The sequence below is a fragment of the Tunturiibacter lichenicola genome, from assembly GCF_051013355.1.
In the GTDB taxonomy this organism is placed as follows: Bacteria; Acidobacteriota; Terriglobia; order Terriglobales; family Acidobacteriaceae; genus Edaphobacter; species Edaphobacter lichenicola_F.
In genome coordinates, this window is sequence record NZ_CP132944.1 from 257,839 (window position 1) to 283,662 (window position 25,824).

22 protein-coding genes are annotated in these 25,824 nt (G+C 55.9%); 11 read left to right on the top strand and 11 right to left on the bottom strand.

Features of this window, described 5'->3' with window-relative positions:
• Nucleotides 1–89: 89 nt before the first annotated feature.
• A complete protein-coding gene (locus RBB82_RS01050) occupies nucleotides 90–872 on the top strand; it encodes a 4'-phosphopantetheinyl transferase family protein (RefSeq protein ID WP_433973265.1) in 783 nt (260 codons plus the stop codon).
• Nucleotides 873–894: 22 nt separating this feature from the next.
• Here the strand turns inward: RBB82_RS01050 and RBB82_RS01055 are convergent, their stop codons facing one another.
• Genes RBB82_RS01055 through RBB82_RS01065 form a run of 3 tightly spaced genes read right to left on the bottom strand, consistent with a single transcriptional unit; the run spans nucleotide 895 to nucleotide 2,233 of the window.
• Complete coding sequence (locus tag RBB82_RS01055; RefSeq protein WP_433973266.1) at nucleotides 895–1,152, bottom strand: anti-sigma factor family protein; 258 nt, start codon at nucleotides 1,150–1,152, stop codon at nucleotides 895–897.
• Nucleotides 1,143–1,763 (bottom strand): sigma-70 family RNA polymerase sigma factor, encoded by a 621-nt coding sequence (locus RBB82_RS01060; RefSeq protein WP_433973267.1) that lies wholly within the window; start codon nucleotides 1,761–1,763, stop codon nucleotides 1,143–1,145. Before RBB82_RS01060 ends, RBB82_RS01055 begins: the two co-directional genes overlap by 10 nt.
• Nucleotides 1,760–2,233 (bottom strand): DoxX family protein, encoded by a 474-nt coding sequence (locus RBB82_RS01065; RefSeq protein WP_433973268.1) that lies wholly within the window; start codon nucleotides 2,231–2,233, stop codon nucleotides 1,760–1,762. The genes RBB82_RS01060 and RBB82_RS01065 overlap by 4 nt, the downstream gene beginning before the upstream one ends.
• A gap of 564 nt (nucleotides 2,234–2,797) precedes the next feature.
• On the opposite strand from RBB82_RS01065, the gene RBB82_RS01070 reads away from it, so the two are divergent.
• From RBB82_RS01070 to RBB82_RS01085, 4 genes are all read left to right on the top strand, one after another.
• Nucleotides 2,798–3,082: a hypothetical protein gene (locus RBB82_RS01070; RefSeq protein WP_260740005.1), complete on the top strand. Its 285-nt coding sequence runs from the start codon at nucleotides 2,798–2,800 to the stop codon at nucleotides 3,080–3,082.
• Between the two features lie 80 nt (nucleotides 3,083–3,162).
• Nucleotides 3,163–4,056, top strand: a complete 894-nt coding sequence (bufB, locus tag RBB82_RS01075; protein ID WP_433973269.1) for an MNIO family bufferin maturase — start codon at nucleotides 3,163–3,165, stop codon at nucleotides 4,054–4,056.
• Nucleotides 4,053–4,946, top strand: coding sequence for an HvfC/BufC family peptide modification chaperone (locus RBB82_RS01080; RefSeq protein ID WP_433973270.1), 894 nt, complete (start codon nucleotides 4,053–4,055; stop codon nucleotides 4,944–4,946). The genes bufB and RBB82_RS01080 overlap by 4 nt, the downstream gene beginning before the upstream one ends.
• Nucleotides 4,947–5,251: 305 nt before the next feature.
• Nucleotides 5,252–9,148: an alpha-amylase family glycosyl hydrolase gene (locus tag RBB82_RS01085; RefSeq protein WP_433973271.1), complete on the top strand. Its 3,897-nt coding sequence runs from the start codon at nucleotides 5,252–5,254 to the stop codon at nucleotides 9,146–9,148.
• Between the two features lie 5 nt (nucleotides 9,149–9,153).
• Here the strand turns inward: RBB82_RS01085 and glgX are convergent, their stop codons facing one another.
• Nucleotides 9,154–11,295 carry a glycogen debranching protein GlgX gene (gene glgX, locus RBB82_RS01090; RefSeq protein ID WP_433973272.1) on the bottom strand — a complete coding sequence of 714 codons (2,142 nt, stop codon included), beginning with the start codon at nucleotides 11,293–11,295 and terminating at the stop codon, nucleotides 9,154–9,156.
• A 119-nt stretch (nucleotides 11,296–11,414) separates the two neighbouring features.
• On the opposite strand from glgX, the gene larE reads away from it, so the two are divergent.
• The 5 genes from larE to RBB82_RS01115 all read left to right on the top strand — a co-directional run bounded on the left by larE (nucleotide 11,415) and on the right by RBB82_RS01115 (nucleotide 16,177).
• Nucleotides 11,415–12,293, top strand: a complete 879-nt coding sequence (gene larE, locus RBB82_RS01095) for an ATP-dependent sacrificial sulfur transferase LarE (RefSeq protein WP_433973273.1) — start codon at nucleotides 11,415–11,417, stop codon at nucleotides 12,291–12,293.
• Nucleotides 12,294–12,316: 23 nt separating this feature from the next.
• Entirely contained in the window at nucleotides 12,317–13,678 is a 1,362-nt protein-coding gene (gene larC / locus RBB82_RS01100; protein WP_433973274.1) for a nickel pincer cofactor biosynthesis protein LarC, read from the top strand.
• An 85-nt stretch (nucleotides 13,679–13,763) separates the two neighbouring features.
• A complete protein-coding gene (locus RBB82_RS01105; RefSeq protein ID WP_433973275.1) occupies nucleotides 13,764–14,780 on the top strand; it encodes an aldo/keto reductase in 1,017 nt (338 codons plus the stop codon).
• Between the two features lie 347 nt (nucleotides 14,781–15,127).
• A complete protein-coding gene (gene larB, locus RBB82_RS01110; protein WP_433973276.1) occupies nucleotides 15,128–15,889 on the top strand; it encodes a nickel pincer cofactor biosynthesis protein LarB in 762 nt (253 codons plus the stop codon).
• 54 nt (nucleotides 15,890–15,943) lie between these two features.
• A complete protein-coding gene (locus RBB82_RS01115) occupies nucleotides 15,944–16,177 on the top strand; it encodes a hypothetical protein (protein ID WP_433973277.1) in 234 nt (77 codons plus the stop codon).
• An 87-nt stretch (nucleotides 16,178–16,264) separates the two neighbouring features.
• On the opposite strand, the gene RBB82_RS01120 is transcribed toward RBB82_RS01115, so the two are convergent.
• Together RBB82_RS01120 and RBB82_RS01125 are read right to left on the bottom strand one after the other, a co-directional pair.
• Entirely contained in the window at nucleotides 16,265–16,840 is a 576-nt protein-coding gene (locus RBB82_RS01120; RefSeq protein ID WP_433973278.1) for a PEP-CTERM sorting domain-containing protein, read from the bottom strand.
• Between the two features lie 313 nt (nucleotides 16,841–17,153).
• Nucleotides 17,154–18,623: an FAD-dependent monooxygenase gene (locus RBB82_RS01125; protein WP_433973279.1), complete on the bottom strand. Its 1,470-nt coding sequence runs from the start codon at nucleotides 18,621–18,623 to the stop codon at nucleotides 17,154–17,156.
• 66 nt (nucleotides 18,624–18,689) lie between these two features.
• On the opposite strand from RBB82_RS01125, the gene RBB82_RS01130 reads away from it, so the two are divergent.
• Nucleotides 18,690–19,295, top strand: a complete 606-nt coding sequence (locus RBB82_RS01130; protein ID WP_433973280.1) for a TetR/AcrR family transcriptional regulator — start codon at nucleotides 18,690–18,692, stop codon at nucleotides 19,293–19,295.
• Between the two features lie 430 nt (nucleotides 19,296–19,725).
• Here the strand turns inward: RBB82_RS01130 and RBB82_RS01135 are convergent, their stop codons facing one another.
• The 5 genes from RBB82_RS01135 to uxaC all read right to left on the bottom strand — a co-directional run bounded on the left by RBB82_RS01135 (nucleotide 19,726) and on the right by uxaC (nucleotide 25,817).
• A complete protein-coding gene (locus tag RBB82_RS01135) occupies nucleotides 19,726–20,502 on the bottom strand; it encodes an SDR family NAD(P)-dependent oxidoreductase (protein ID WP_433973281.1) in 777 nt (258 codons plus the stop codon).
• Nucleotides 20,503–20,538: 36 nt separating this feature from the next.
• Nucleotides 20,539–21,039 carry a gluconokinase gene (locus RBB82_RS01140; protein ID WP_433973282.1) on the bottom strand — a complete coding sequence of 167 codons (501 nt, stop codon included), beginning with the start codon at nucleotides 21,037–21,039 and terminating at the stop codon, nucleotides 20,539–20,541.
• Between the two features lie 63 nt (nucleotides 21,040–21,102).
• A complete protein-coding gene (locus RBB82_RS01145) occupies nucleotides 21,103–22,365 on the bottom strand; it encodes a tagaturonate epimerase family protein (protein WP_433973283.1) in 1,263 nt (420 codons plus the stop codon).
• 95 nt (nucleotides 22,366–22,460) lie between these two features.
• Nucleotides 22,461–23,735 carry a lactate racemase domain-containing protein gene (locus RBB82_RS01150; protein ID WP_433973284.1) on the bottom strand — a complete coding sequence of 425 codons (1,275 nt, stop codon included), beginning with the start codon at nucleotides 23,733–23,735 and terminating at the stop codon, nucleotides 22,461–22,463.
• A gap of 681 nt (nucleotides 23,736–24,416) precedes the next feature.
• The gene (uxaC, locus tag RBB82_RS01155; protein ID WP_433973285.1) at nucleotides 24,417–25,817 is read right to left on the bottom strand and encodes a glucuronate isomerase; all 1,401 of its coding nucleotides are present in this window, start codon (nucleotides 25,815–25,817) and stop codon (nucleotides 24,417–24,419) included.
• Between the last annotated feature and the right edge of the window lie 7 nt (nucleotides 25,818–25,824).

The following is a 25,824-nucleotide window of genomic DNA, read 5'->3' on the forward strand; positions in this document are numbered from 1 at the left end:
AAGTGTTTAACCACTGATAAACCTCAAAAACACTACAAAGCTCTGGTTATCATTGGAAAGCTAATCCATTTTCAGTCAGGCACACATTCATGTTGAGCAACTGGATTCCAGTTGATACGCTTCCCTTCCTGGATGGTAACGAAGTACAACTCTGGCGAATTCTGCCAAGCGGCGCAGCCAACTCTGGCGAGTACTACAACTCGCTCCTCAGTCCACTCGAACGAGCCCATGCCGAACAATACCGGCACACTCAAGCACGAGAACACTTCACTATCGGAAGAGCATGCTTGAGAATTCTTCTAGGAAACGCACTTGGCATCGATTGCAATTCGATCAACATCTCAGCCGGTCTTCACGGTAAACCGGAGACTCCACCCATCGGTGGACAGAGCGTTTTCTTTAATGTCGCCCACTCCAATGACACGATTCTCATCGCGCTTGGCCGCCAAGGCGCAATGGGAGTCGACGTGGAGTACTTTGATCGGAAGACCGATATCATGGAGGTCGCCAGCTGCAACTTCACAGAGGAAGAGACAAACACCCTTGCGGCAACTGCGGATCAGGATGTGCGCATAAAGCTCTTCTACCGCTACTGGACACGCAAAGAGGCAGTTGCGAAGGCCGACGGTCGAGGTCTTCTGCTGTCTTTATCTTCCTTCGATGTGTCGCATGAGTCTACGCATCTCCATCCGGTGCGCGTGAGCGATTCCCCTCGCAAGGACGGCAAGCTATATTACGTTACCGATCTTGACCTTGGCAGCGAGGCAGCTGGAGCACTAGCCCTCGAATCCACGAATTGCCGCGTAGCCCAATTCATCTTCCCCTTAATCTCGTATAGCCGTCCTACGAAAGTTCGTACTCCCTCGGTCTAGAGATCACACTACTTTGGTGGCTCTACCCCTCGGGCCTCTTATCCATACTCCCCATCTCCGCCTCCAGCCTCGCATGCAATCGTTCACTGAAGCCAAGCGGCAGTTCAAATACTCGCTCATCGGCGGTAAGAATCAATATGTTCCTTGTGGAATCGAGAATCGCTGAACATATCTCGCAGTGTTCCAAATGCTTCTGCACGTCTTCCAACACCGCCGCATCCAGCGTGCCATCCAGATAGCCGGAGATGTGCTCCCAAACATGTTTGCACTCTAGAACCATGGGAACCACCTTCGCTTCGGCACCATCTGTTTCAACTGCGGCGCGAGCTTCTTCTGTAGCATCATGCGCGCACGATGCAGTCTGACCTTCGCAGTGGCCACGCTGATGCCCAGTGCCTCGGCCGATTGATTGACGCTGAGTTCCTCCAGATCACGAAGCAAAAATATCTCGCGATAGATAAGCGGCAAGCCCGTGATCGCATGCTGCAACATGACACGCACCTCCCGCCGCTCCACAACTTCAGATGGGATCTCACGCCAGTCTCGCAAAAGTGCAGGCAAGGCCTGTCCGCCTTCGTTCAACTCATCGAGCGAATCCGTCTTTGCAGTCTTCTTCTGCCGCAGGCGGCTTCGAGCCTCGTTCAGCGTAATGCTGATCAACCAGGTACTGAACTTCGCCTCGCCGCGAAATTTTCTCAGGTTACGAAACGCCTTGAGAAATGCCTCCTGCGCGGCATCCTCCGCATCCGCCTCATTCTGCAACATCGACAGCGCCATACTATAGACGCTTCGCTCGTAGGGCTGGATCAGATCGTGAAACTCATGCGTATTGCCCGCAAGTATGGAGGCGATCATCTGAGCTTCATCTCTGTTCTCAAAGACTGCAGTCATTGCTTCTCGATCCATCCTCGACAACGCTTTGCCAACACCGCATCCACAGAGAACAGCCCGGCACCGAAGACCAACACCATCACTGACGCGAACAGGAACGTGTACGGATCCGCATTGTAAAATTTGCCTGGATCGGAGAAGACAGCAAAGAGCGCATCGCGATCCGCCGTCCAGTAAGCAACCAGCATGTTCACGCTAAGCACCAGACCGATAAGCCGCGAACCGAGCCCTAAAATCAGCAAAAGTCCACCCACCCACTCAAGTCCGGAGACGAAGTGCGCCGTGAAAGCTGGGGCAGGCAGGTTCAGGCTCGTAAAGAAGTCGGTAACCCTGTCAAGATGATGCAACTTCCCCCAGCCGCTCTGCATGAGCTGCCATCCCCAGTAGAGACGAACCACGAGAAGAAACGGCGATTTAAGGTACGAAGCAAGGGCGGCAAACCGTTCATATACTCTGTACAGGCTTTTCATCACAATCCTTATCTACATATCTTGACTGAAGCATAAAATACGGCGCTAGCTGTGAGGCCAAAAGAGTCGTTTTTCAGGCTGCATACGTTAGAACCGCGCCCATGCGATTAGTTACAACAATCCACCGACGGCACATACAAATCTCTCTCCGACAGACTGGATAGAAGGTCATCTCCCTCTGGGGTGTCTCAGCGAAACTCTGTCGGAAGCAGAGACACAATGTTACCCCGGCGAACTACCGAAGTTTTTCGTCGTTTCTCTAAGTCCAATTAACGCAATCCAATGAACCTGCCTCCACGTTAACAAGAGGATCCACTCGTTGCTCGATTGGAGTCGGTCCGAACAAAAAAAATATAAAGCTGTTAGTCTTCGGTCGGCCTCGAACTGCCTGTAACCTTTGCACCTTATTGCAGTCCAATCTGCGGCGAGGAGACACGAGCAGAGAACGACCTTGCCACATCTGTAACCTTCTCTGGGCCCTCGTCACTTCTTGCTACGATTCTGTAGCCTTTATTAACCCAGCACGCTTCGCGCGTTGCTCAACCAAAGAAAGGTTCAATCATCATGAAGAACTCCGCACAATCGCTCGCTTTGGCCGCCGCATTTGCAGGTCTGCTCGGTGGCACCACGGTGCGCATGAATGCACAGACCGCCCAGCCGAACAACACCCCTGCCACCACTGCGCACGCCGGCGTGCTGATCGCTCAGGATAAGCCCGACCTTCCGAAGCACTCTTGCAAGGGCAAGAACGACTGTAAAGGCCAGGGCGGCGGTAAGCACCCCGGCAAGAATGACTGTAAGGGCAAGGGTGGCTGCGCCACCGACGGCTCCAAGCCCTCACTGGCATAATTACCTCCCCTGTCTGGAGGCTTGGTTCTCCTTCAAGCCTCCAGATCCTCCTCACCATCTACTTCTATTGGGAGCAAGGAATGCCGGCCAACCGTTTCAACGGTTTTAGCGACTATGGCGTGGGAATCGGTCTGCGCGTCCCGCACTACGACCATATCTTCGCCGAAAAACCCGTAGTCGACTGGTTCGAAATCATCTCAGAAAACTACATGGTCGACGGGGGCCGAGCGCTCCAGATTCTCGACCAGATACTCGAGCGATATCGCGTCGTTCAGCACGGCGTTTCAATGTACTTTGGCTCTGCTCAACCTGCCAATCGCGAACACCTCAAGCGCCTCAAGACCTTGACCCGCCGAACGAAGACTCCGTGGCTCTCCGACCATCTCTGCTGGGGCAGCGTGGATGGCCGTTATACTCACGATCTCCTCCCCATGCCGTACACCTTCGAAGCCGTGAAGACAACAGCAGCCCGCATCCGCGAGGTGCAGGACTTCCTCGAGATCCCCATAGCCGTCGAAAACGTCAGCAGCTACGCAGAATTTCACCAATCCGAGATGACGGAGTGGGAGTTCTTGAACGAAGTCGTCGAAGCCGCAGACTGCGGCATCCTGCTTGACGTGAATAACATCTACGTCTCGTCGCAAAATCACGGATTCAATCCATTCGACTACGTCAACAGCGTTCCTGCCGAACGGGTCGCCCAGATTCACATCGCCGGCCACTCCAAATTCGAAAAATACATCCTCGACACGCACGATCACCCCGTCCTCGATCCCGTCTGGCGCCTCTACGCCCGAGCCATCGAACGCACCGGCCCCACCGCGACGCTTCTCGAATGGGACGACAACATTCCATCCTTCGACGAGGTCCACTCCGAAGCGTTAAAAGCCACACAGTATCTCGCGCCGTCCGAAACCCTCGCCGCTTCAAACCTCACGATAGAAGAAGACGCAAGAGAGGTCGTCCAACTGTGAACCTGCTCGATCTGCAGCGCCGAATGGCGGAAGACGTCATGCGCCCTCTCACTCCTGATTTTCAAATGCAGACCACAACCTCTGACGGCGCCTCAACGCAGGAACTCGCCGACACCTACATTAAGCCCAACGACCGCCTATCCTCCTTCGACCGACTCGAGATCTACAACCGGCAGTACTGGTTCCGCGTCATTGGAGCCGTCTCAGAGGACTTTCCAGCGGTCGGCGCCCTCCTTGGAGCGAAAAAGTTTGACTCCCTGATCCTCGCCTATCTCCGCGAGAATCCATCGACCTCCTTCACCCTGCGCAACCTCGGCGCGAAGCTTCCACAATGGCTCGAATCTCATCCCGAGTTCGCCCCGAGACGCCACAAGCTCCTCCTCGATGTATCTCGTCTCGAGTGGGCCTATGTCGAAGCCTTCGACAGTGCCGAGCATGCCCCTCTAACACCCTCCGACTTCGCCGATCTCGGCGCGGAGTCCACACTCTTCCTGCAACCGCACCTCCAGCTACTGGACCTCAGCTATCCCGTCGACGAACTGGTACTAGCCGTTCATCAGCAGACCCCTCCCAGCGACATCATGAGCAACGCCGTCACCGAACGAAAACAGGCCAAGCGAGCGCGTCTCCCGAAAATGCATCGCTCTCAAGTTCATCTGGCCGTCCATCGCTTCGAAAACTCCGTCTACTACAGACGTATCGACCATGAGGCCTTCCTCCTGCTCACGGCTCTGCAAACGGGCAGCCCTCTCGATCAGGCTCTTGAAGCAGCGTTCGCGGGCACCACCCTCTCCCCCGACGATCAAGCCGTCAAGATCCAGGAATATTTTGCGCATGCGTCGCATCTGGGTTGGTTTTGCAGGCAACTCGACGCTGGCTCGTCCCTATAGCGAACTTCCCTCGCGATCTCCCGCCAAACCCAGTCCATCCGCGATTTAGACCGCCGGTCCCTGCTCCTGCAGACGCGACATTCGCCGCGTATCATACAGATGCTGCAACTCCCGCCTCCATAAGGCGAGCCAGTTGCGACACAGGCAAAGCGCTGTCGTTCTATCCATCGCTAGACCGCATCTAACTAAGGCGACATAGCTTTCGGGTAATATAGGCAGTCTCACCTGCCCTCGTTTCTGGGAGCTCAACTAAATACTCCGTTCGTGCCGGAGCGCACAAAGACAGCTGTAGAGGGGCATCTCGTATGGAATTTCACATATCCCGCGCTCTCCGAGAAAACCTTGGAATCGACGATCTGCTATTCAGCTACACGGGCAACATCGTCTTTACCAACGTTGCCGCAAGCCGTGCCTTGGCGAAACAGCTTCAGGAACTCCGCGCCCGGACTACTGGCTCATCGGATCCCGTCAACGCGGGCGCTCTATTCGCCATGGGGCTCATCGACGAGCTCAACCACGCGATGGTTGCTCGTTATCGCAAAGAGATTGACCCTTCCGTCCTCAAAGAGGCGGTCCGCTGGTTCGGAAGCCAGATCAAGCCTGCCGATATCGAGCGCCTCCTTCTTGTCTTTACCGAGCAGTTTCCAAATGTGGCTGTCCATCGTGGAGAGCTGACCGCAGCCGAATGGCTGAACGGCACAACAGATGACCTGCCTAACCGTGAGGCTGCTCTCGAAGAACTCCTCATGCTGTGGCTCGCCAACATCAACCCCGCCTTTGCTCCATTCCGCGAGCTCTACGAAGACTCTGACTTAAAACGCAAAACCGTATACCAAAACGTCACCGCGTCATTTCCGGATTATTTCGTCACGCGCCCCCAAATCTCCCCTGAAGTGGGAAGCCTGCTCGACGCCCTTCGCGCCCCCTTACTTGCATCACCAGACTCCCTCACCGGCCAGCTCGACTACATTCGCGAGCACTGGACCAAGTACCTCGGCGAGGACCTGCGCCGCGTGCTCCTCGCGATCGATGTCCTCCGAGAAGAAGATCTAGCCATCTGGATGCGCTTTCATCCGCCAGGTCCCGACCAGTTCCGTCACGGCGCGCCAGGCCGGGGAGGAGAAGGATTCGTCGGAGACGAGTACATCGGCTTCGAAGATGAGTTCTTCGTCGGACCCGATGGCACCCGGCAGCGTCGCTACGCAAGCGACTACCAGGCGCCCCTGAACGAGTACGAGGCCTTCAGCGCGGATCAGGCATGGATGCCTAACGTCGTCCTCATGGCGAAGAGCACCTACGTCTGGCTCGAACAGCTGTCAAAAAAATATCTGCGACACATTCACCGCCTCGACCAGATTCCCGACGAAGAGTTGCAGCTACTCTCCGACAGAGGCATCACTGGCCTGTGGCTGATTGGCCTCTGGGAGCGGAGCGTTGCCTCTCGGACTATCAAACGGCTGCGCGGACACGGCGATGCCGTAGCCTCCGCCTATTCGCTCAAGGAATACCAGATCGCCGACGACCTGGGCGGAAACACGGCCTACGAAAACCTCCGCGACCGCGCCGCCCGAGCCCGCATTCGCCTCGCCAGCGACATGGTGCCGAACCACATGGGCATCGACTCCAACTGGGTCATCGAGCACCCCGACTGGTTCCTCTACCGCTGGGAGAGTCCCTTCCCCGTCTACCGCTTCGAAGGCCCCGATCTCTCAACCGACAGTCGTGTCGAAATCAAAATCGAAGACCACTACTACGACCAGAGCGACGCCGCCGTAGTCTTCCGTCTCCGTCATCATCGCGAAGGCACTACACGCTACGTCTACCATGGCAACGACGGCACAACCTTCGCATGGAACGACACTGCGCAGCTCGACTACTCCAAAGCGGCAGTCCGGGAACACGTCATCCAGGTGATCCTTCACGTCGCACGGCTCTTCCCGATCATCCGTTTCGATGCCGCGATGGTCCTGGCCAAACGTCACGTCCAACGTCTCTGGTTCCCCCTACCCGGCGCTGGCGGCTCCATTCCATCGCGTGCCGAAAACGCCATGACGCAACAGGAGTTCGACTCTCTGATGCCTCACGAGTTCTGGCGCGAGGTCGTCGATCGCGTCGCCGCCGAGGTCCCCGGTACCCTGCTCCTCGCCGAAGCATTCTGGCTTCTCGAAGGCTACTTCGTCCGCACTCTTGGCATGCATCGCGTCTACAACAGCGCTTTCATGAACATGCTGCGCGACGAAGAGAACTCAAAGTATCGTTCTTATCTCAAAAAAACCATCGAGTTCGACCCCGACATTTTAAAGCGTTACGTCAGCTTCATGAGCAATCCCGATGAACGCACCGCAATCGACCAGTTCGGCAGCGGAGACAAGTACTTCGGCGTCTGCACTCTGCTCGCCACCCTGCCAGGCTTACCGATGTTCGGACACGGGCAGATCGAGGGCTACACCGAACGCTACGGCATGGAGTTCAAACAAGCCAAGATGAACGAGTATCCGAACCACGATCTCATCGCTCGCCATCAACACGAGATCGCGCCTCTACTCAAGAACCGACACATCTTTGCCGAGAGCACTAACTTCGTCCTCTACGACTTCTGGAACGATCACGGCACCGTCGACGAAAACGTCTTTGCCTACTCAAACCGCTCCGGCGGCCAGCGCGCTGTCATCCTCTACAACAACAGCTACGGAAGCACACGCGGCACCATCCACTTCTCTGCGGCCTCCTTCGACAAACACACCGGTTTTCTCCGGCAAAAAAGCCTCGCCGATGGACTTGCTCTGCCGAACGATGGCTCAGTCTTTCTCGCCTACCGTGACACCGCCCATGGCTTGGAATACCTCATCCGCACCACGGATCTTCACCACCACGGCCTGAGCATCGATCTCCGCGGCTATCAATACGCAGTCCTTCTCGATTGGCGCGAGCTCAGAGCATCTGCCGACCAGCCATGGGACAACCTTTATTATGCCCTCAACGGTGCCGGCGTCCACAGCGTCGAAGAAGCACTCTCCAAGCTCCGTCTGCGGCCGTTGCATGAAGCTCTTCGTCAGGCTCTCGTCTGCGACAACATCCAGACATTCGCAAACGTCGCCGCAGAGACGGCGAAAAAGACAAACTACGCACTCGACCAGCAATCATCCGTCCACGTCATCGCAGACAACGCAGCAAAGACAAGCGAAAAGACAGAGCTGAAAAAGCAGCCACCGCTCGAAGCGCACCAACCGGAAAAAATCGCGCCCCCGAAACCGGAACAGAGTCGCATCAATCCGATAAATCCAAGGCTTGAAGCTTTCCTGGGTGAGAGCCATCATTTCTTCCACAGGGTAGCCGACGAACTGCCATCGGAAAACACCGCATCTCCTGAGTCTCACGATTTCCCAATTACCCCGGAGACCCCATCTGGAGCCGAGACCACCATCCACAGTGCAGTTTCTCTTCTAACTGAAGCTCAGCCAGCTTCCCCCAAACCGGCACAAACCATCCCGGAGTCAATCGAAGCAAGGGCGACAGCCACCTCGCAACTTGTCGCCTTATCGCAAACTTTCTCAACGGCATGGCCTGAGGCAGTACGTCGCGTGCTGCCGACTCCCGCCAAAACACTGACTCATCCAGAGCATGTCTGGGGTCCGATATTGGCTTGGATCATCTTGCGCAGTGTTCCGATGCGACACAACAGGGCAGAACTATTCGATAAACTCCATCTGCGCTCTGCTCTGTCAGAGATCTTCTCGTCTGTCGGGATGGAAGGTGAAAGCACTTGGCAAGCCGCCGCAAAGGTCAGAGTCCTATTGGCCCATGAAGGGGCGGTCCCGACAACCCTGACGCACACCGACACCTTCTGGAACGATCCTGACGTTCGATGGCTCGCTGGCGTCAACGAGTCCTCCGGCACCACCTACTTCAACAAGGAACGGTTCGAAGAGCTCCTATGCTGGCTCCAGCTCCCCGCTTTACTCAAAATAGCGCACCTGAACTCCCACAAACTGGAATCGATCATCAAACTCGAAGTCCCTCTAAGAGAAGCTTGCCGCTCAGCGAAAAACGCAGGATACAAGCTAAGCGAATATCTCAATCCGTCGATCGACGGCACGGACAACAACCAACCGCCAGGCGATTCCGAAGCGGGGGCTGTTACAGAAGTGAATCAACAGACAATCGTCGCTCAAGATGTCACCGTCGCCTCGCAGAAGAGATAGAGCTTTCACTGTCGTTTGCGAGGCGCATCGCTGAACAGCTTCAGGCCTCGCCCACCCACGATGACCTTATCGCCAACCTTCTCTTCCATGAAGGGGTCATCGATATCTTCCGTGTTGATCACCTGACACCATGGGTTCTTTGAAGGTGACGGCGGAAGCACAAACTCAACACCATCCTGAGAGGCATTAACAACGAGGAAGAAGCTATCGTCGATGACATCCTTTCCATCCTCATCGGTAACCTGCAGAGTCTGCCCATTGAGCAATACCGCGATCGAGCGACTCCATCCGGCGTTCCATACCTCATCTGGGACTTGATTTCCATCCGGGTTGAACCACGCAATGTCCTGAATAATCGTGCTCTCCCCCCTTCTACGAATCTCCCGATCCTGAAAGAATTTGCGGCGATGCAGGTTCGGATGCGCAAGGCGAAGATGAACGAGCTTGCTGGTGAAATCCCTCAGTCGCTTGCGAGGCTCATCCAAATCCCAGTCGTGCCAGGTCAATTCATTATCCTGGCAATAGCAATTGTTGTTGCCACGTTGTGACCGGGCGATCTCATCGCCGCCATTCAGCATGGGCACTCCCTGCGAAAACATGAGAGTAGCGAGAAAGTTGCGGGTCTGCCGCTCTCGCAAAATGTTGATCCCCTCATCATCCGTTGGCCCTTCCACTCCCATGTTCCAGGAATCGTTGCTATCCGAACCGTCTCTGTTGTCCTCCCCATTAGCCTCATTATGTTTTGAGTTATAGCTAACCAGATCGCAAAGCGTAAAGCCGTCGTGAGCTGTAACGAAGTTGATGCTGGCATAAGGCTTGCGCCCGTCATATTGGTAAAGATCACTCGAACCCGTAAGTCGATTGGCGAAATCCGAGAGCTGTCCCGCATCGCCCTTCCAGAATCGACGAACAGTATCGCGGTACTTTCCATTCCACTCGGCCCATAGCACAGGAAACTGCCCCACCTGGTATCCACCTTCGCCGACATCCCAGGGCTCGGCAATCAGCTTCACGTTCGCTATGGTCGGGTCTTGGTGAATCGTATCGAAAAAAGACGAAAGCCGGCTCACGTCATGAAGTTCCCGAGCAAGCGTTGCCGCAAGATCGAAGCGAAATCCATCTACATGCATCTCCGTAACCCAGTAGCGGAGCGAATCCATCAGCATCTTAAGCACCTGCGGATTCCGCACGTTCAGCGTATTGCCGGTCCCGGTATAGTCCATGTAATAGCGAGGATTGTCCTCTTTTAATCTGTAATACGTACTGTTACAAACACCTTTCCAGCTCAACATTGGTCCCATCTGATCGCCTTCGCAGGTGTGGTTGTAAACCACATCGAGAATCACTTCAATTCCTGCGGCATGAAACGCCTTTACCATCTTCTTGAATTCATTAACCTGGCCACCGGTATCACCGCACGAGCTATAGCGCGACATCGGAGCAAAGTAACCCAACGTGTTGTATCCCCAATAATCAACGAGCCCACTTTCAACAAGGTGACCCTCGTCAATAAAGTGGTGGACAGGCAACAATTCGACTGCGGTAACACCAAGTTTTTTAAAGTAGTGAATACTTGACTCACAGGCAAGGCCAGCATAAGTGCCGCGAAGCTTCTCAGGAATCTGCGGATTACGAATACTGAACCCTTTGACATGAACTTCATAGATAACCGAGTCAGCGAGCGGCGTCTCTGGCGGACAGTCACCCTCCCAATCGAATCTGCTATCCACCACAACGCACTTCGGAACGCCCGCCGCGCTATCCTGGTCATCCATCTTTAAATCGTCGCCGGAGGCAACGTCATACGGGAAGATCGGGCTCTTCCAGTCCACATGGCCGCAGATGGCTTCGGCATAGGGATCAACAAGCAGCTTATTCGGATTGAAGCGGGAGCCACGCGCGGGCTCCCACGCTCCATAAACACGGTAGCCATACAGCTGTCCGGCTTTGATGTCACGAACAAGGCCATGCCATACGTATGCGGTGCGCTCACGCAGGCTCACACAATCGGTCTGCTTTCCTTCTGCATCAAAGAGGCACAGGTCAACCCGAGTGGCACCTTCCGAAAAGATGGCGAAGTTCGTCCCCTTGCGAGTCACCGTGGCGCCAAGCGGAAAAGGTCGACCAGGAAGCAGTGTGTATTTCATGTGCCTTTGGATGCTGTCAGAAGGTTACAGTTGCGAACCCGATCAACATTAGCTCCGATCATAAGCTTCATCAAACCAAATCACTATACTTCTCCGTGAGACGAAAGAGAGAGCGGCTTATGTTGCATACTCCGGCAAACCCACCTGCTCTACAATCAAAGCAGATGGATCTAGCCGCCAAAGCCGCCAAGCTGCACGCCACGCTGCAAGATCTCGGCAGTGTTCTGGTCGCATACTCCGGCGGCACCGACTCCGCCTACCTTGCGTACGCTGCTCATCTCGCTCTCGGCAACAACATGCAAGCCATCATCGCCGACTCCCCTTCCCTCCCTCGCGCCGAACTCGCCGCAGCCCTGGCTTTCACGACCGACCACAACATCCCCGTCCAGATCCTCCACACCGACGAGCTCGACAACCCTGACTACCAGCGCAATGACGCCAACCGCTGCTTCCACTGCAAAGATGAGCTCTTCACCCAAATGGAAGCCGAGCGCTCCTCACGCGGTTTCGCTCACATCGCCTACGGTATGAACCTCGACGACCGCGCCGAGTTTCGCCCCGGTCAACAAGCCGCAACGCAACACCACGCCGTCGCCCCGCTCGTCGCCGCCGGCCTCACCAAACAAGAGATTCGCACGCTCGCCCTCCAGGCCGGCCTCAAGCTTTGGGACAAACCCGCCAGCGCCTGTCTCGCCTCTCGCATCGAGTACGGCCGCCCCGTCACACGCGACCACCTCACACAAGTCGAGCAAGCAGAAGAGGCCCTCCACGCACTCGGCTTTCCTCAAGTCCGCGTTCGCCACCACGGCGACCTCGCGCGAATCGAAATATCCCGCGACGACCTTCCTCGCGCTCTCACTCTGCCCATCTTCGAAGCCATCACCGCTGCTATCAAGCCTCTAGGCTTCCTCTACGTAACCCTCGATACCGAAGGCTACCGCTCCGGCTCCATGAACGACTCTCTCCTCGCAGCCTCCTCCATCCGCCCCGCGCCCTAAACCATCCACCGGAACATGAAACAATGGCACTCATGCGCATCGCTTACCTCGACTGCTTTGCCGGCATCAGCGGCGATATGTTCCTCGGAGCACTCATCGACGCGGGAGTAGATCCAAAGATCCTCCACGATGCAATCGCCGCTCTCAATCTCAACGCGACCCTCACGATCGAAAAGGTCGACCGCAGCGGAATCTCCTCCACAAAAATTCAGGTCTACGATGGCGCGAAGCTAGCCGAGAAAAGTCCAGCACACAGTCACGCCGACAAAGACGATCACACTCACCAACACAGCCACATCTATCAGCATCAACCCAAGACACAGCATCAGCACAAAGCAGGCCACACCCATAATCACGAACACGAACATGGTCGCTCCCTCAACGTCATTCGCGACCTCATCAACGCAGCCTCTCTGGCGCCAGCTGTAAAACACACGGCGATCCAGGCATTTGAACTCCTTGGCGCATCCGAAGCAAAAATCCACAACGTCCCCATCGAAAAAATTCACTTCCACGAAGTGGGTGCAGTCGACGCCATCGTCGACATCGTCGCCGCATCCGCCGGCATTCACGCTCTCGCCGTCGACAAGTGGTTTTGCTCCCCCCTCAACATCGGCGGCGGTATGGTCGACTGCGCCCACGGCCGCTTCCCTGTCCCCGCACCCGCCACCGCAGACCTCCTCCGCGGCCTTCCCACCTACTCCGCACACATCGAAAAAGAACTCGTCACCCCAACCGGCGCAGCAATCATCCGCACCCTCGCCGCCACCTTCGGCCCACAGCCCTCCATGCGCGTCGAGCAAATCGGTTACGGCGCCGGCACTCGCAACCCCAAAAACTTTCCTAACGTCTTGCGCCTTAGCATCGGCGAAACTGCCGACCACCCAGCTCTCCCTGCACCGCCAATCCCTCACTCTCACAAAAAGAGCGAGGCTCATCACCATCACACCGCGCAAACCGTCACCGTGCTCGAAACAGCTCTCGACGATCTCTCCCCACAGATCCTCGCCTATGTCTCTGAGCGAGCGCTAGCCTTAGGAGCACTCGACGTCATGCTCACTCCCGTCATCATGAAAAAAGGCCGTCCCGGCACGCTGCTGACGATCATCTGCAATCCCGCGGAACAAAACGCAATGGAGCAGTTGGTCCTCCGCGAGACCAGTACCCTCGGCGTTCGCGTCCGTCAGGACAACCGCGTCTGTCTCGACCGCCACCATGCGCACGTCACAACGGCCTACGGAGAGATTCGCGTCAAAATCGGCACTCGCGACGGACAAGAGTGCAACGTCGCACCCGAGTTCGAAGATTGCCGCGCTGCAGCGACCAAACACAACGTGCCTCTCAAGCTGGTGCAACAAGCTGCCATCGTGGCCTACTTCAAATAGCTCATCCACCATCTGACTACCCATCCACAAACCACGGATTGCATCTAAGGAATAGGCATAGAGCCAACAAATCAGGAGTAAGCGCATGGAGCGAAGAGACTTTCTCAAGACCGCAACAGCAGCCAGCGTAAGCGTAGCCATCCCAACAATCGCGCAAACAGGCCAGCCAGCCGCAACGCCGGTCAAGCGGCCCGAATCACCCGATATGCTCTACCGCGAACTAGGCACCACAGGCGAACGAGTCTCCGCAATCGGCATGGGAGGCCACCACATAGGCAGACAGAAGGAATCCGCCGAGAGCATCCAACTCATCCACGCCGGCATCGACCGCGGCATCACCTTCCTCGACAACTGCTGGGACTACAACGACGGCATCTCAGAAGTCCGCATGGGACAGGCCCTGCGCAACGGCTACCGCCAAAAAGTCTTCCTCATGACCAAAATGGACGGACGCACCGCCGACGAATACAACAGACAGCTTGAGCAATCCCTCGGCCGCCTCCAAACCGACATGATCGACCTCGTCCAGTTCCACGAGATCATCCGCTTCGAAGACCCCGACCGCATCTTCGCTCCCGGCGGTGCCATCGAAGCCGCCATCGCCGCGAAAAAAGCCGGCAAAATTCGCTACATCGGATTTACCGGCCACAAAGATCCCGCCGTCCACCTTCGCATGCTCGAGGTCGCGCAAAAACACAGCTTTCACTTCGACACCGTTCAGATGCCGATCAACGTCATGGACGCACACTTCCGCTCCTTCGAAAAAGAAGTCATGCCCGTCGCGCTCAAACAAGGCATCGGCGTCCTCGCCATGAAGACCTTCGGCGATCCTTACATTCTCAAAAGCAATACCGTCCAACCCATCGAAGCCCTTCACTACGGCCTCACTCAACCGGTCTCGGTCGTCATCACCGGCATCGATAACACCCAAATCCTCGATCAGGCCGTCGAAGCCGCACGCACCTTCAAGCCTCTCGACCAGGCCCAGATCACCGCACTCCTCGCACGCACCGCCACCGCCGCCGCCGAAGGTAAGTACGAACTCTTCAAAACCACTTCACACTACGACGGTACAGCACAAAATCCAAAGTGGCTCGGATAAGAAAAAGAGGGAGCGACATCCGCGTCGAACCCAGTTGTTCCGAGTGCTACGAAGAACCACGAACAGACCATCAAATGACCACAAAAACACCACAAGCACCCGCCAATGCACCGCGAAAGAACCGCTAACAATCAAAGGAACCACTACCAATCATTAGTCCGACCACAAATATCGTCATCTCGACCGAAGCGGTTCACAGCCTCATCGTGAACCGCGTAATGGAAAAACCCCCGGTATTTCTCTTTGAACCCAGTCCGAAACCATCACCCCAGCCGGGTGCCCCATATGTGGGCATTCGCGAAGCGAATAGTATTCTTTTGAACGCCACGAAAGTCCAAGCAACATTCATGAACAAAGCCACTCTCCTCGAACTCCTCGCCGCCGTCCAATCCGGAACCATCACCCCAGCAGCCGCCTCCCAGCGACTCGCCGACATGCCCTACGAGGACATCGGCCACGCCCGCATCGACCACCATCGCTCCCTTCGGACCGGCCTCCCCGAAGTCATCTACGCTCAGGGAAAATCCCCAGAGCAGACCACCGAAATCTTCACCCGAATGGCAGCCTCCGGCACCGACGTCCTCGCAACCCGCGCCGATGCGCCGACCGCCTCCATGGTCGTCGCCGCCATCCCCGCAGCCATCTACCACCCGAAGGCCCGCGCCATCACATTGAAGCAATCCACCGCAACAGAGCCCACCGGCCACATCGCAATCCTCAGCGCCGGCACCAGCGATCAGCCCATCGCCGAAGAGGCAGCCGTCACCGCCGAGCTCTTCAACACAAAAGTCACGCGCCTCTTCGACGTAGGTGTCGCTGGCCTCCACCGTCTCCTCGACGTCCGCGATCAACTCACCAACGCGAACGTCATCATCGTCTGCGCCGGAATGGAGGGCGCCCTCCCGTCAGTAGTCGGCGGTCTCGTCGGCGTCCCCGTCATCGCGGTCCCCACCTCGGTCGGCTACGGAGCCAGTTTTGACGGCGCCGCCGCTCTTTTGGGAATGCTTAACTCATGTTCCCCCAACGTCACCGTAGTAAATATAGACAATGGCTTCGGCGCGGCTTACACTGCCGTCTTAATCGCACGAGCCTCTGCCCGCCGTAGCTGACGGGAGAAGGCTTAAACGATAATTCGCCATCAGCGTGGCGAAAGGCGGACTAACATGCTTCCCAATGATGACAAACCCTGGGCAAAGGGCGTTGCACGCACCGTCATCTGCCTGACCATCGTCGCCCTGGCCTGTCTAACCTACTATCTGCAGAGCAGGGACATGCTCCACATCTCCGAGATCGTCGGAATCGTCCTTCTCTTCCTCACGATCGTCCCGCCAAATCTCGCTGTCCTCTATCCGTGGCTGCTCACCGGCAAGCACACGCAGGCCAAAACGCGTCCCTGAATCCACAGCGCGCTGACATCAGCCCTCTTGCCCGCACACGCGAGCCATCAGGCTCATGTGGAATAAACTTCTGCCACCAATCCTGATTTAGCGGCCGAGCCTGCGTCTCAGCACTCCTGCAAGACTCAACAAACCGGTACCGAACAAAGCGAAGGTAGAAGGTTCAGGAGTAACCGCGCTTGGCGGGTCCACCGAGCTGATCAGCGTCAGCGAGCCGGATTCAACATACGGGTCGACTTTGGGGAAGGCGAACCCGCTCATATAGCTGAACCCGTCGTTACACGGCGCAGTCGCCGAGCAGATACTCCCACCCGTGTAGTCGACCAGGCTGGTTACAGGCAACGCCAGCGAAAACGGTGCCGTCGAGCTCTGGTCCGAAAGAAAAAATGTATACGTAAAGTCTGAGTGTGGGTAGTTGCCATCCAGCTTCGTAAACGTCGCAACTACATCCGCAGGATTCCCACCGAGGTAATACGAGACATCAGCGCCAACCCACTTTCCTGTAGTCACGTTCAGGGAGACTGTTCCCCCAGCGGTATCGGTTGGCGTAAAACCCGAGCCTACCATGATATTCACGGCAAACGTGTCGACGAAATCAGCGTGAGCGACCACCGGACAGACGACCAAAACCAAGGCAGCGACAACAAAACGCAAGCAGCGCATAGGAAATCTCCAGATACGCACCACTACTATGCAATTGCTCTGCCAAGTCTTCAGCAGCTAAAGGGCTCTCATTGCTCCGTAATATTTCCACACCCTGCAGGACGTTGCAATTTGTTGCGACATTAAGCAGATTCCTATTACCTATGGAAGACCTAAAGTCACCTGTGCCCATTCGCATCGTCGGGCTAAAGTACCTAACTTACGTCAGAGGCTGAGTTGGCGCTCTCTAACGTCCGAAGAAAACCGAGCAGGCGGCACTTCAGTCGAGTACCGCATTAGCCCGAAACACTCCATTCGTAGCAATGAGTTGCAACTAGCTGACGCGACCGAGATAGCTCTCAACCGCTTTCCAGTCTCCGCTCGCCACAGCCAGAGCGACATATCCGTCCGGCCGGATGAGCCAAAGTCCGCCAGAGGTATACGGCTCGCGAATCTTCGGTTCGACCAGCCCCGCATAACGCTCCAACAGATCTGTTGCCATGTCATCAGATCTCCCGAACAGGACGAAGCGCGGGGTCTTCCCTGCGCCTACAAGAGGCTCGCCTGCGCGTATCGGCGCACGCTGGCCCGGAGTCGGTTCTACATGGCCATTGGCGCCGTTGAGTGGACTATGCGCATAACCGATGGAGATCTCCGACACCACATTCGCAGCAAGTTTGCGAACCGGTGCAAGCCCGAGGACCAGCGAGGCAACGTGATTTCGAATCGACTGTGGCATGTCCCCGGTTAAAGTAGCTATGCTTGTGGCCCGCCCCGTGATCTTCAGGACTTCCTCAGCAATTGGGCTACGTTCCGCGCTATAGCTCTCAAGCAGGCTTTCGCCGCCTGTACCACGGACGACCATGGCGAGCTTCCATGCGAGATTGCAGGCATCCTGTATCCCGGTATTCATCCCCTGTCCGCCGGCAGGGCTGTGAACATGCGCCGCATCTCCTGCCAGAAAGACGCGACCTGCACGATACTCCTTTACCTTGCGCTCATTGATCGTGAACGACGACAGCCAAACCGGATGAGTCGCTCGCGGAGCGCCAGGAAAGCGCGTGTCGAGAATAGCCTGGATCTCTTCGAGTGTGGGTGCCGCGGGATGTGATTCGCCCTCCACCACGTCTCCAGCATCGGCAATAATCCGGTAACGATCGTCGGCGATTGGGAAGGTGGCCAGTACACCGTCGGAGTGCCAGGCGATTTTAATCTCTGGAGACCGTGGTATCCCCTCCAGGTGGATGTCGGCAAGCACCCAGTTAATCAGCGAAGTCTCTCCATGAAACTCCATCCCCAATTGATGGCGAACAAAACTATGGGCGCCATCGCAGCCGATCAACCACGACGTCTCGACGGCCTCCTGAGTACCATCCGCATGTCGAAGAGTAGAGACAACGTTCGTCGAGGAAGTAACGAACTGCGTCAGTTCGACGCTGCGCTCAACCTTTACGCCGAGGGTATTCAGAAACTCATCCAGCACGCGTTCGGTATCGCTCTGCGGAATCATAAGCGCATAGGGGTATGCTGTCTCGACACCCTCCAGACTGAAGCGTGCAATCGGCTTCTTATCCGCCGAGATATTCACCGAAGAAACTCTGTATCCGGCTTCGACGAGAGCGGCACTGCAGCCGGCCCGTTCGAGAAGCTCAAGCGTCCGACTCCAGATGACGAGTGCCTTGGATTTGTCGGTCCGTGCCGGTGCCTTGTCGATAATCCGTACCGAAACACCGTATCGGGCAAGTTCGATTGCCATAGTTAATCCGACGGGGCCCGCTCCTGCAATTAATACGTCGGTCTTCATGTTTTCAAACTCCTATATAAAAAGAATGTTCCTTCTTTTATAATAGATTTGTTGAGGAGGGAAAAGTTGCCAAAAATCTCTGACAAACAGCGCCAGGCCCGCCGCGACCAGATTCTGGCGGCTGCCTGGAGGTGTTTTTTTCGCAAAGGCATTCACGCCACCTCCATGGAAGAGATCATTCGGGAAGCGGAGCTATCCGCCGGCGCGGTCTATCTCTACTTCGAGAGCAAGGACAAGTTGATTCTCGCAGCCATCTCCACCTATATGGCTACCCTGCGGGAATTATTGCTGCCGATCCTGACCACACCAGAGTCCTCCCCTCCGCTCGAATTCATCCACGAGATAACGTCTGCCATGGAGAAGCACACCAGGCGATCGGAGATTGACCTGAACGTCGTGATCCTGATGTGTTGGAGCGAAGCCCAGACCAATCAGCAGGCCAAGGAGCTGATCTCCGGCTTTCAGGTGAACTACAGAGCAGCCCTGAGGCTGGTCGTTCGACAGTGGCAGAAGCGCGGTCAGCTCAAATCTCAGGGAAAGCCAGATGATTTAGCCAAAGCTCTTCTATCGTTCTTCCTCGGATTCATCGTTCAATCAGCCTTGCTCGGCGAGCTGGATTCCAAAACCATCTCACGCGGAATGAAGGGGTTGCTGATGGGAGTTGGAGCATAAAACCCTTTCACCCAGAGGCATCGAAAATCGCACAGCAGCGGCACAATCGACTCAATTTTTACTGCTGCCAGACTATTTTTTTGCGATTTAGCCGAGAAAATACATGTCAAGCCCCTGAACGGCCTAAACCCTTACCAACCAGTAACATCCACGTGGCGCATTTGTTCTATCCACAGGACTATACTTGAGGTAAGCTCAAAAAAAGCCTCGCCTAAGTTGGCGAGGTTTTCGTTTTCAGCTCAGGGATATGCAGCTAACTCGTTATGCTGCACATATTTGGCCGTAAACCCTTTAGAATGACATTTTTACAAGGGTATCCACACCGCAAGTTAATTAAAATAAAAGACTTACACCAGACAATGGGGGGGGAGGGGTGGCACCCGGGCACGTAGCGGCACAAGAAAGAAGAGAGGAATAGCCGACAGGCCGTCTACTGATTGACGCCGCTAGCCAAAAATCCGCCATCTACGACCAGAATCTCACCTGTAACAAAGGCAGACGCATCGCTGGCCAGGTAGATCGCCGAACCAACCAACTCTGCGGTCTTTCCGAAGCGGCCCATCGGCGTTCGCATCAGCAGCTCCCTACCGCGATCACTCTCGTCCAGCAGCTTCTGATTAAGGGCAGTCCGAAAGACCCCAGGCGCAATCGCATTCACCGTGACGCCCTGAGAGCTCCACTCCACCGCGAGAGACTTAGTCAGAGCTCCAACGGCCGCTTTACTAGCCGCATACGCCGTGACCTCCTTCAGGCTCACGAACGTATTCAGTGACGCGATGTTGATAATCCGGCCGTAGCCGCGCTCCAGCATGTGCTTGCCGAAGATCTGGCAGGCCCGCAGCGTTCCGGTCACGTTCGTGTCCATGATGCCGTCCCAGGTCTCCTCTGAGACCGTGAGAGTCGGCTCGCGCTTAATCTTGCCCGCGCAGTTGATCAGAATATCGACCTTGCCGAACTGCTTCACCGTCCCATCCAGCAGCGCCTGCAGCGTTGCACGGTCCGCAACATCCGAGGTCAACCGCAACGATCTGCGTCCCGTCGCCTCGATCGCCTTCGCCGCCTCATCCACCTGCTCCGACCGACGCGAACTGGCCACGACATCGGCACCCGCCTCCGCCAGTCCAATCGCCATCGCCAAACCAATACCAGACGTCCCCCCCACCACAACAGCCGACTTGCCGCTCAAATCGAACAACGGATGCCCCATCGAAACGTCCTCTTTCTTATCCAAAATCTTTCGAACTCAACTCTTGCCCGATGAAATCTGCGCCAGAATCTGACTGACAACCTCTTCCGGAGATCGATCGTTCACGATCTGCAAAGCATCCTTCGGAATCTCCAGCGTCGCAAGCTGACTCTCCAACAGCTTCGCACTCATAAACTCATGATGGCGCTCAGACAACCGAGCCGCAAGCATCTCCTTCGTCCCTTCCAGCACAACAAAGCTTACAGCACCAATCGGCATTCCGGCGCGCAACGTATCTCGATAACTCGCCTTCAACGCCGAACACGCCAAAATGCCACTCTTCCCTGCCTCGAACCAACCCAGCAACAGCCGGTTCAACTCCTCCAGCCAAGGCTGACGATCCTGGTCATTTAGCGGTTGTCCCGAAGCCATCTTCTGCTTGTTCGCCAAAGGATGATAGTCATCAGCGTCAGCGAACACGCAGCCAATCCGCTCAGCCAACAACGCCCCGATGGTCGTCTTGCCCGAGCCGCTTACTCCCATCAGCACAACTATCATCCAGCAACATCCTCTCAGTCACAGATCGCGAGTAAAGGCATTGAAGCACGACCAATGCTATCGTCAGAGTCCGAGGAAGACAGGTTTGATATGTCGCTCAAACAGGTTAGTCGTCACATTCCGTGCCACAACCTCTTCATTGGCCTCCAGCGCCTGCAGGTATCGATCTCCCATCTTCGCCGCCACCTTGAAGCCGACATGCAACAACTGCCGGAGGTTCTGGTTATATGCCTTGTTACTCTGATCATGCCGCAGCGCCGAAGTATACTGCTCGCTCGTCCAGCCCTTTACCTCGTCAGGAGTCGGTAGCTTCGCCGGGTCGATGTCAATCACCGTCGCATAAGGCGCACATAGCTCCCCACTGTGCGCGTACGCCTCAACGTATATCTCCTTCGCGATCACCAGTCCTGCCCCTCCCGCCTCCGCCAGCCCGATCAACTCTTCAAGCCAAGTCGTACCAGCTGTCTTTAAATGAACACCTGCATCTAACGCCGTCACCGCTTCATGGATCGCCCTATAAATAGAAAACTTATCTGAACCTGAATGCACACTCAGCTTTAAATTTTCCGCGAGCCCATAGGTCTTCACGGCGAATGCAATCGCAGCCAAGTCCTCCTCAAATTCCTTACGAAATTGGGCTACATCACCCACATAGTCGACCCCTTTATTGAACCGACCAGTGAACTTCGGAGCGATGGTTTGGATGGGGATTTTCTCGTCTGCGATAGCGGCGAGAATTATCAGCAGCTCTACCGGTGTCTGTGGCAAGTCGGTCTCGTCCATAGAAACCTCCGGCACAAAAGTACCGGCTCCCTTCTTCTCTACCAAAAGCCGGTAGATGACACCTGCGTGCTGCACTGCAGCAAGGAACTTGTTAGCGACACGCTCAATAAACGCCTTATCCGTCTTGAACGGCTGAGCGATATGTGGAATCACAACCGTACCAACCAGTTCTGGATGTCGCTGCACGAATGTTGCAACATCAGAAGGGGCTGCGGCTTGTCCGATCGAATCGGCTACATCCAACGTAAAAAAATCACATGAATTCAAGAATTTTCCGACGGTCTTAACATTAATATGGTCTGCGTCCAGGAAGTATGGCTTTGACCACCCAAGATTCTTCACCGCCGCATCCGCAGCCTTACGTGTCTGGCTCGGTTCAGAGCCAATAATCATGTGCTCACGGTTGGATTTATTCCAGACCGGAACAACCTCCACTCCTGCATCGGCGGCCAAGACACACGCCGCCAGTTGAGCCTTAGCCTGGTGCGCAAATCTATCGCCAACGCCAAGCGAGAACCTGGGAAGCTTCAATCCCTCACTCATTGCAATACCCTTCCCAAACTCAATTGGTCTAACCAATTCGGTAACCGTCTTAGCATACCGATTAAAGGTTTAACGGGCAAATTGATTAATTTGGGTTAGTCGAGGAATCGACCTCGGTAGGCCCAGAGGCCTAGGCCTGGATTGGAGATGTAGAAGATCTCGTCGCCGTCTACGGTGTTCCAGCCGTCGGTGAGGGTGGCGGGGTTGTACTTCGCGGTCATCGTTGCGAGGTCGCCATATTCGAAGTTGGCGTCTTCTATCTCTTTGCGGGTGAGATGGCCGGGGCAGTAGCGGATGGTGAATCGGCCTTCGCTTGAACCGTGGATGAGGTGGGCTGCTGCGCTTAAATTGCCTGCTAGTTGAGGGTCTTCCTTCACTGCCGCCAGGGTTCGTGGGGTTCCGCAGTAGCCATACTTACGGATTAGTGCGTCGATGGCGGCGTCTTCGCCAAACTCGTGGACGCCGGGGGCGAGGACGATCAACTCGGCGTTGTCTGCGAGAGCCATGCGAGTTCGATAGACGCTCTTGTTTCCTAACCAGGTGCTCTTGAACTCGTGGGGATCGAGGAAAACTACTGCTTTCTTGATCTCGCGGTCCATCATTTTGAAGTTCACCTTGAGGCTGAGCGCTGCTGCCAGTTCAAAACACTCTGCATCGTCGCCGACATAAAGGCCGCGAATTACAAGGTTTCCTTCAGCATTCTTGCCCACCACCGTCTGGACGTAAACGATCGGCAGGTTCTTCGCGAAGTGCTCGCTTGCGTAGTTCAATACGCGCCTCACGGGTGTGTCGGCGCGGCCCATCATGCGCTCCATGCCGTAGACTGCGCCGAGGAAGTGGCTGCGGTGGATGCCAATTGAGCCGCCTGTGCCGATGAAGATGTTCTTGTTGTAGTTGGCCATACCGACAACTTCATGTGGAACGACCTGGCCTATCGAGAGAATGAGATCGTGGCCACCGTCGCGCACGAGCTTATTCACCTGTGCGGGCCAGGTGTAGTCGAGTTTGCCTTCGCTCACCTTGTACATGAATTCGCCGGGAACTTCTCCTAAGGTCACGACGTCGTTGCGCCAGTCGTGAACGCGAAAGAGGGAGCGTGGAGTTGCGCCGTACATGGTCGCAATCTCGTTGTCTGTCATGGCTTTGTGAGTGCCCAGGGCGGGCAGAATGTCGGTGAGATTTTGGCCGTAGTACTGCCAGGCGAGTTCGGTCAGGACGCCGCTTTGGGAGTGCATTCGGGTGAAATCGGGAGGAACTGCCAGTACTTTTTGGCGCTTACCTAGCTTGTCCAGCGCCTGGAACAGGTTCGACCGCACTTCTGTGGGCGACATCTCTGTTGTCGCGCTTCCAGCAGCAAAAAAGAGACTCATGGCTTTTGATCTTACTCTTCGGCGAACAGAGGTTGCAGGAGGTTTGATCTGTTTGCGTGAGTTCTGAAGACTAAAAAGTGCAGAAAAATATCTGGAGGCTTGAGGTTGATTTTTTTTGATTTTGCTGGGTTTTTCGAGGGGGTTTTGGAAAAAGACGTGTCTTTTTTGTGGTGTTTTGGTGGTGAAATCGTGGTGCGATGTGTGGTGAATGTGGTCATTGAAACGTCCTAAATTGGGCACCGAAAAAAGTGACAGCTTTTTGAACTATTTTTTTGGACGGACCACTTTGTTGGATGGGTTTGCGGGTGGTGAGTTCTGCTAGTCGACGTATGTCTGGGCGAGGACACGAATACAGGGATCCTTCGCTGCGCTCAGGATGACAACTCAAAGAGGGAGGGGCTTCGCGGTGATGGTTAGCGGCTGGGAAGAGGTGGTGGACGGTGATGATGTCGTCAGGGGACTCTCCTCAAGAGGTAAGACGCAAACGCAGATTCCCTTCGGGAGTGACAACCAAAGCAAAGGCATTGGTTGGCGGCCCGGTTAAATCTGAATGCGGTCTCGCTTCGCTCGATAACCCACCCTTTGCGATGAGACCACAAAGGATGGGCCACCCATACCAATGTGTGACTATGGCTGAATGTGTGCGATGGCTGACCTTGGTTTACGGTGGTTGGGTCCTGGTTAGAGCTTGTAGGCCTTTTTGACCAGGTTTACCGTCAGGTCCTGGACTACTTCGAAGGCTTCGTTTTCGTCCAGACGATGTTCGGCTACGAGGCGGCCCAGGAAGGCGCAGTCGATTCGGCGGGCTACGTCGTGACGGGACGGGATGGAGAGGAAGGCGCGGGTGTCGTCATTGAAGCCGACTGTGTTGTAGAAGCCGGCGGTCTCGGTGGCCTGCTCGCGGAAACGCATCATGCCCTCGGGTGAGTCGTGGAACCACCAGGGCGGACCGAGTTTGAGAGCGGGATAGTGGCCTGCGAGAGGAGCCAGCTCTCGGGAGAAGGCTGTCTCGTCGAGGGTGAAGAGGATCAGGGTCAGGCGCGAGTCATTTCCGTATTTGCTGAGGAGAGGTCGCATGGCTCGGACGTATTCAGTTGGCGAGGGCATATCGGCGCCCTTGTCGCGGCCAAATTTTTCGTAGACGAGACGATTATGGTTGCGCACCGAACCTGGGTGGAGCTGCATGGTGAGGCCGTCTTCGACGCTCATGCCAGCCATCTCAGTGAGCATCTGGGCCTGGAAGATCTCCTGCTCCTGCGGAACGGAGCGGCCCGAGAGGATGCGGCCGTAGAGCGAGGCTGCTGTCTCTAGGTCCAGATCGGCTGTCATGGCGGTCAGGTGGCCGTGATCGGTGGCGGTGGCCCCCATGGACTTGAAGAAGGCACGGCGGCTCCTGAGGGCGTTCAGATAGCCCTTCCAGGTGCCGATGTCTTCGCCCGTGATCTCTCCCAGCTTTTCGATGTTCTGGAGGAAGCCGGAGTACTCGGCATCGATCACGGAGTCGGGACGGAATGTTGGCAGTACCCTGCCCTTCCATCCGGACTGTTGGATGGCTTTGTGAAACTCGAGCGTGTCGAGCGGAGTGTCGGTGGTGGAGAGGACTTCGATGTTGAATTTTTCGAAGAGAGCGCGCGGACGAAACTCGGGGGTCTCAAGTTTTTTCGCGATCAGGTCATAGTACTCGTCGGCGTTTTCGACGCTGAGCCGTTGGGTGAGACCGAACTGGTTCTCGAACGTGTAGTCCAGCCAGAGGCGGGTTGGTGTACCGCGAAACAGGTAGTAGCTCTTTGCGAAGATGCGCCAGACCTCGCGGGGATCGGCGTTGGCTTTGCCATCGACTGAAGGGATTCCCAATGACTCCAGTGAGATTCCCTGGGAGTAGAGCATGCGGAAGATGTAATGGTCGGGCTGAATGAGGAGCGCGGTGGGGTTTGGAAATGCTTCGTTCTGGGCGAACCATCGCGGGTCGGTGTGGCCGTGGGGCGAGATGATGGGCAGATCCCGTACTGTCTCATACAATCTGACGGCGACTGAGCGTGCCGCAGTTTCCGCAGGGAAAAGCCTGTTTGCATCCAGAATCATTCTCAAC

Excerpts from the sequence above, each read along its gene's own strand:
- RBB82_RS01050 (WP_433973265.1), top strand. The coding sequence starts at position 90 with ATGTTGAGCAACTGGATTCCAGTTGATACGCTTCCCTTCCTGGATGGT.
- RBB82_RS01055 (WP_433973266.1), bottom strand. The coding sequence starts at position 1,152 with ATGGTTCTAGAGTGCAAACATGTTTGGGAGCACATCTCCGGCTATCTG.
- RBB82_RS01060 (WP_433973267.1), bottom strand. The coding sequence starts at position 1,763 with ATGACTGCAGTCTTTGAGAACAGAGATGAAGCTCAGATGATCGCCTCC.
- RBB82_RS01065 (WP_433973268.1), bottom strand. The coding sequence starts at position 2,233 with ATGAAAAGCCTGTACAGAGTATATGAACGGTTTGCCGCCCTTGCTTCG.
- RBB82_RS01070 (WP_260740005.1), top strand. The coding sequence starts at position 2,798 with ATGAAGAACTCCGCACAATCGCTCGCTTTGGCCGCCGCATTTGCAGGT.
- bufB (WP_433973269.1), top strand. The coding sequence starts at position 3,163 with ATGCCGGCCAACCGTTTCAACGGTTTTAGCGACTATGGCGTGGGAATC.
- RBB82_RS01085 (WP_433973271.1), top strand. The coding sequence starts at position 5,252 with ATGGAATTTCACATATCCCGCGCTCTCCGAGAAAACCTTGGAATCGAC.
- glgX (WP_433973272.1), bottom strand. The coding sequence starts at position 11,295 with ATGAAATACACACTGCTTCCTGGTCGACCTTTTCCGCTTGGCGCCACG.
- larE (WP_433973273.1), top strand. The coding sequence starts at position 11,415 with ATGTTGCATACTCCGGCAAACCCACCTGCTCTACAATCAAAGCAGATG.
- larC (WP_433973274.1), top strand. The coding sequence starts at position 12,317 with ATGGCACTCATGCGCATCGCTTACCTCGACTGCTTTGCCGGCATCAGC.
- RBB82_RS01105 (WP_433973275.1), top strand. The coding sequence starts at position 13,764 with ATGGAGCGAAGAGACTTTCTCAAGACCGCAACAGCAGCCAGCGTAAGC.
- larB (WP_433973276.1), top strand. The coding sequence starts at position 15,128 with ATGAACAAAGCCACTCTCCTCGAACTCCTCGCCGCCGTCCAATCCGGA.
- RBB82_RS01115 (WP_433973277.1), top strand. The coding sequence starts at position 15,944 with ATGCTTCCCAATGATGACAAACCCTGGGCAAAGGGCGTTGCACGCACC.
- RBB82_RS01120 (WP_433973278.1), bottom strand. The coding sequence starts at position 16,840 with ATGCGCTGCTTGCGTTTTGTTGTCGCTGCCTTGGTTTTGGTCGTCTGT.
- RBB82_RS01125 (WP_433973279.1), bottom strand. The coding sequence starts at position 18,623 with ATGAAGACCGACGTATTAATTGCAGGAGCGGGCCCCGTCGGATTAACT.
- RBB82_RS01135 (WP_433973281.1), bottom strand. The coding sequence starts at position 20,502 with ATGGGGCATCCGTTGTTCGATTTGAGCGGCAAGTCGGCTGTTGTGGTG.
- RBB82_RS01140 (WP_433973282.1), bottom strand. The coding sequence starts at position 21,039 with ATGATAGTTGTGCTGATGGGAGTAAGCGGCTCGGGCAAGACGACCATC.
- RBB82_RS01145 (WP_433973283.1), bottom strand. The coding sequence starts at position 22,365 with ATGAGTGAGGGATTGAAGCTTCCCAGGTTCTCGCTTGGCGTTGGCGAT.
- RBB82_RS01150 (WP_433973284.1), bottom strand. The coding sequence starts at position 23,735 with ATGAGTCTCTTTTTTGCTGCTGGAAGCGCGACAACAGAGATGTCGCCC.
- uxaC (WP_433973285.1), bottom strand. The coding sequence starts at position 25,817 with ATGATTCTGGATGCAAACAGGCTTTTCCCTGCGGAAACTGCGGCACGC.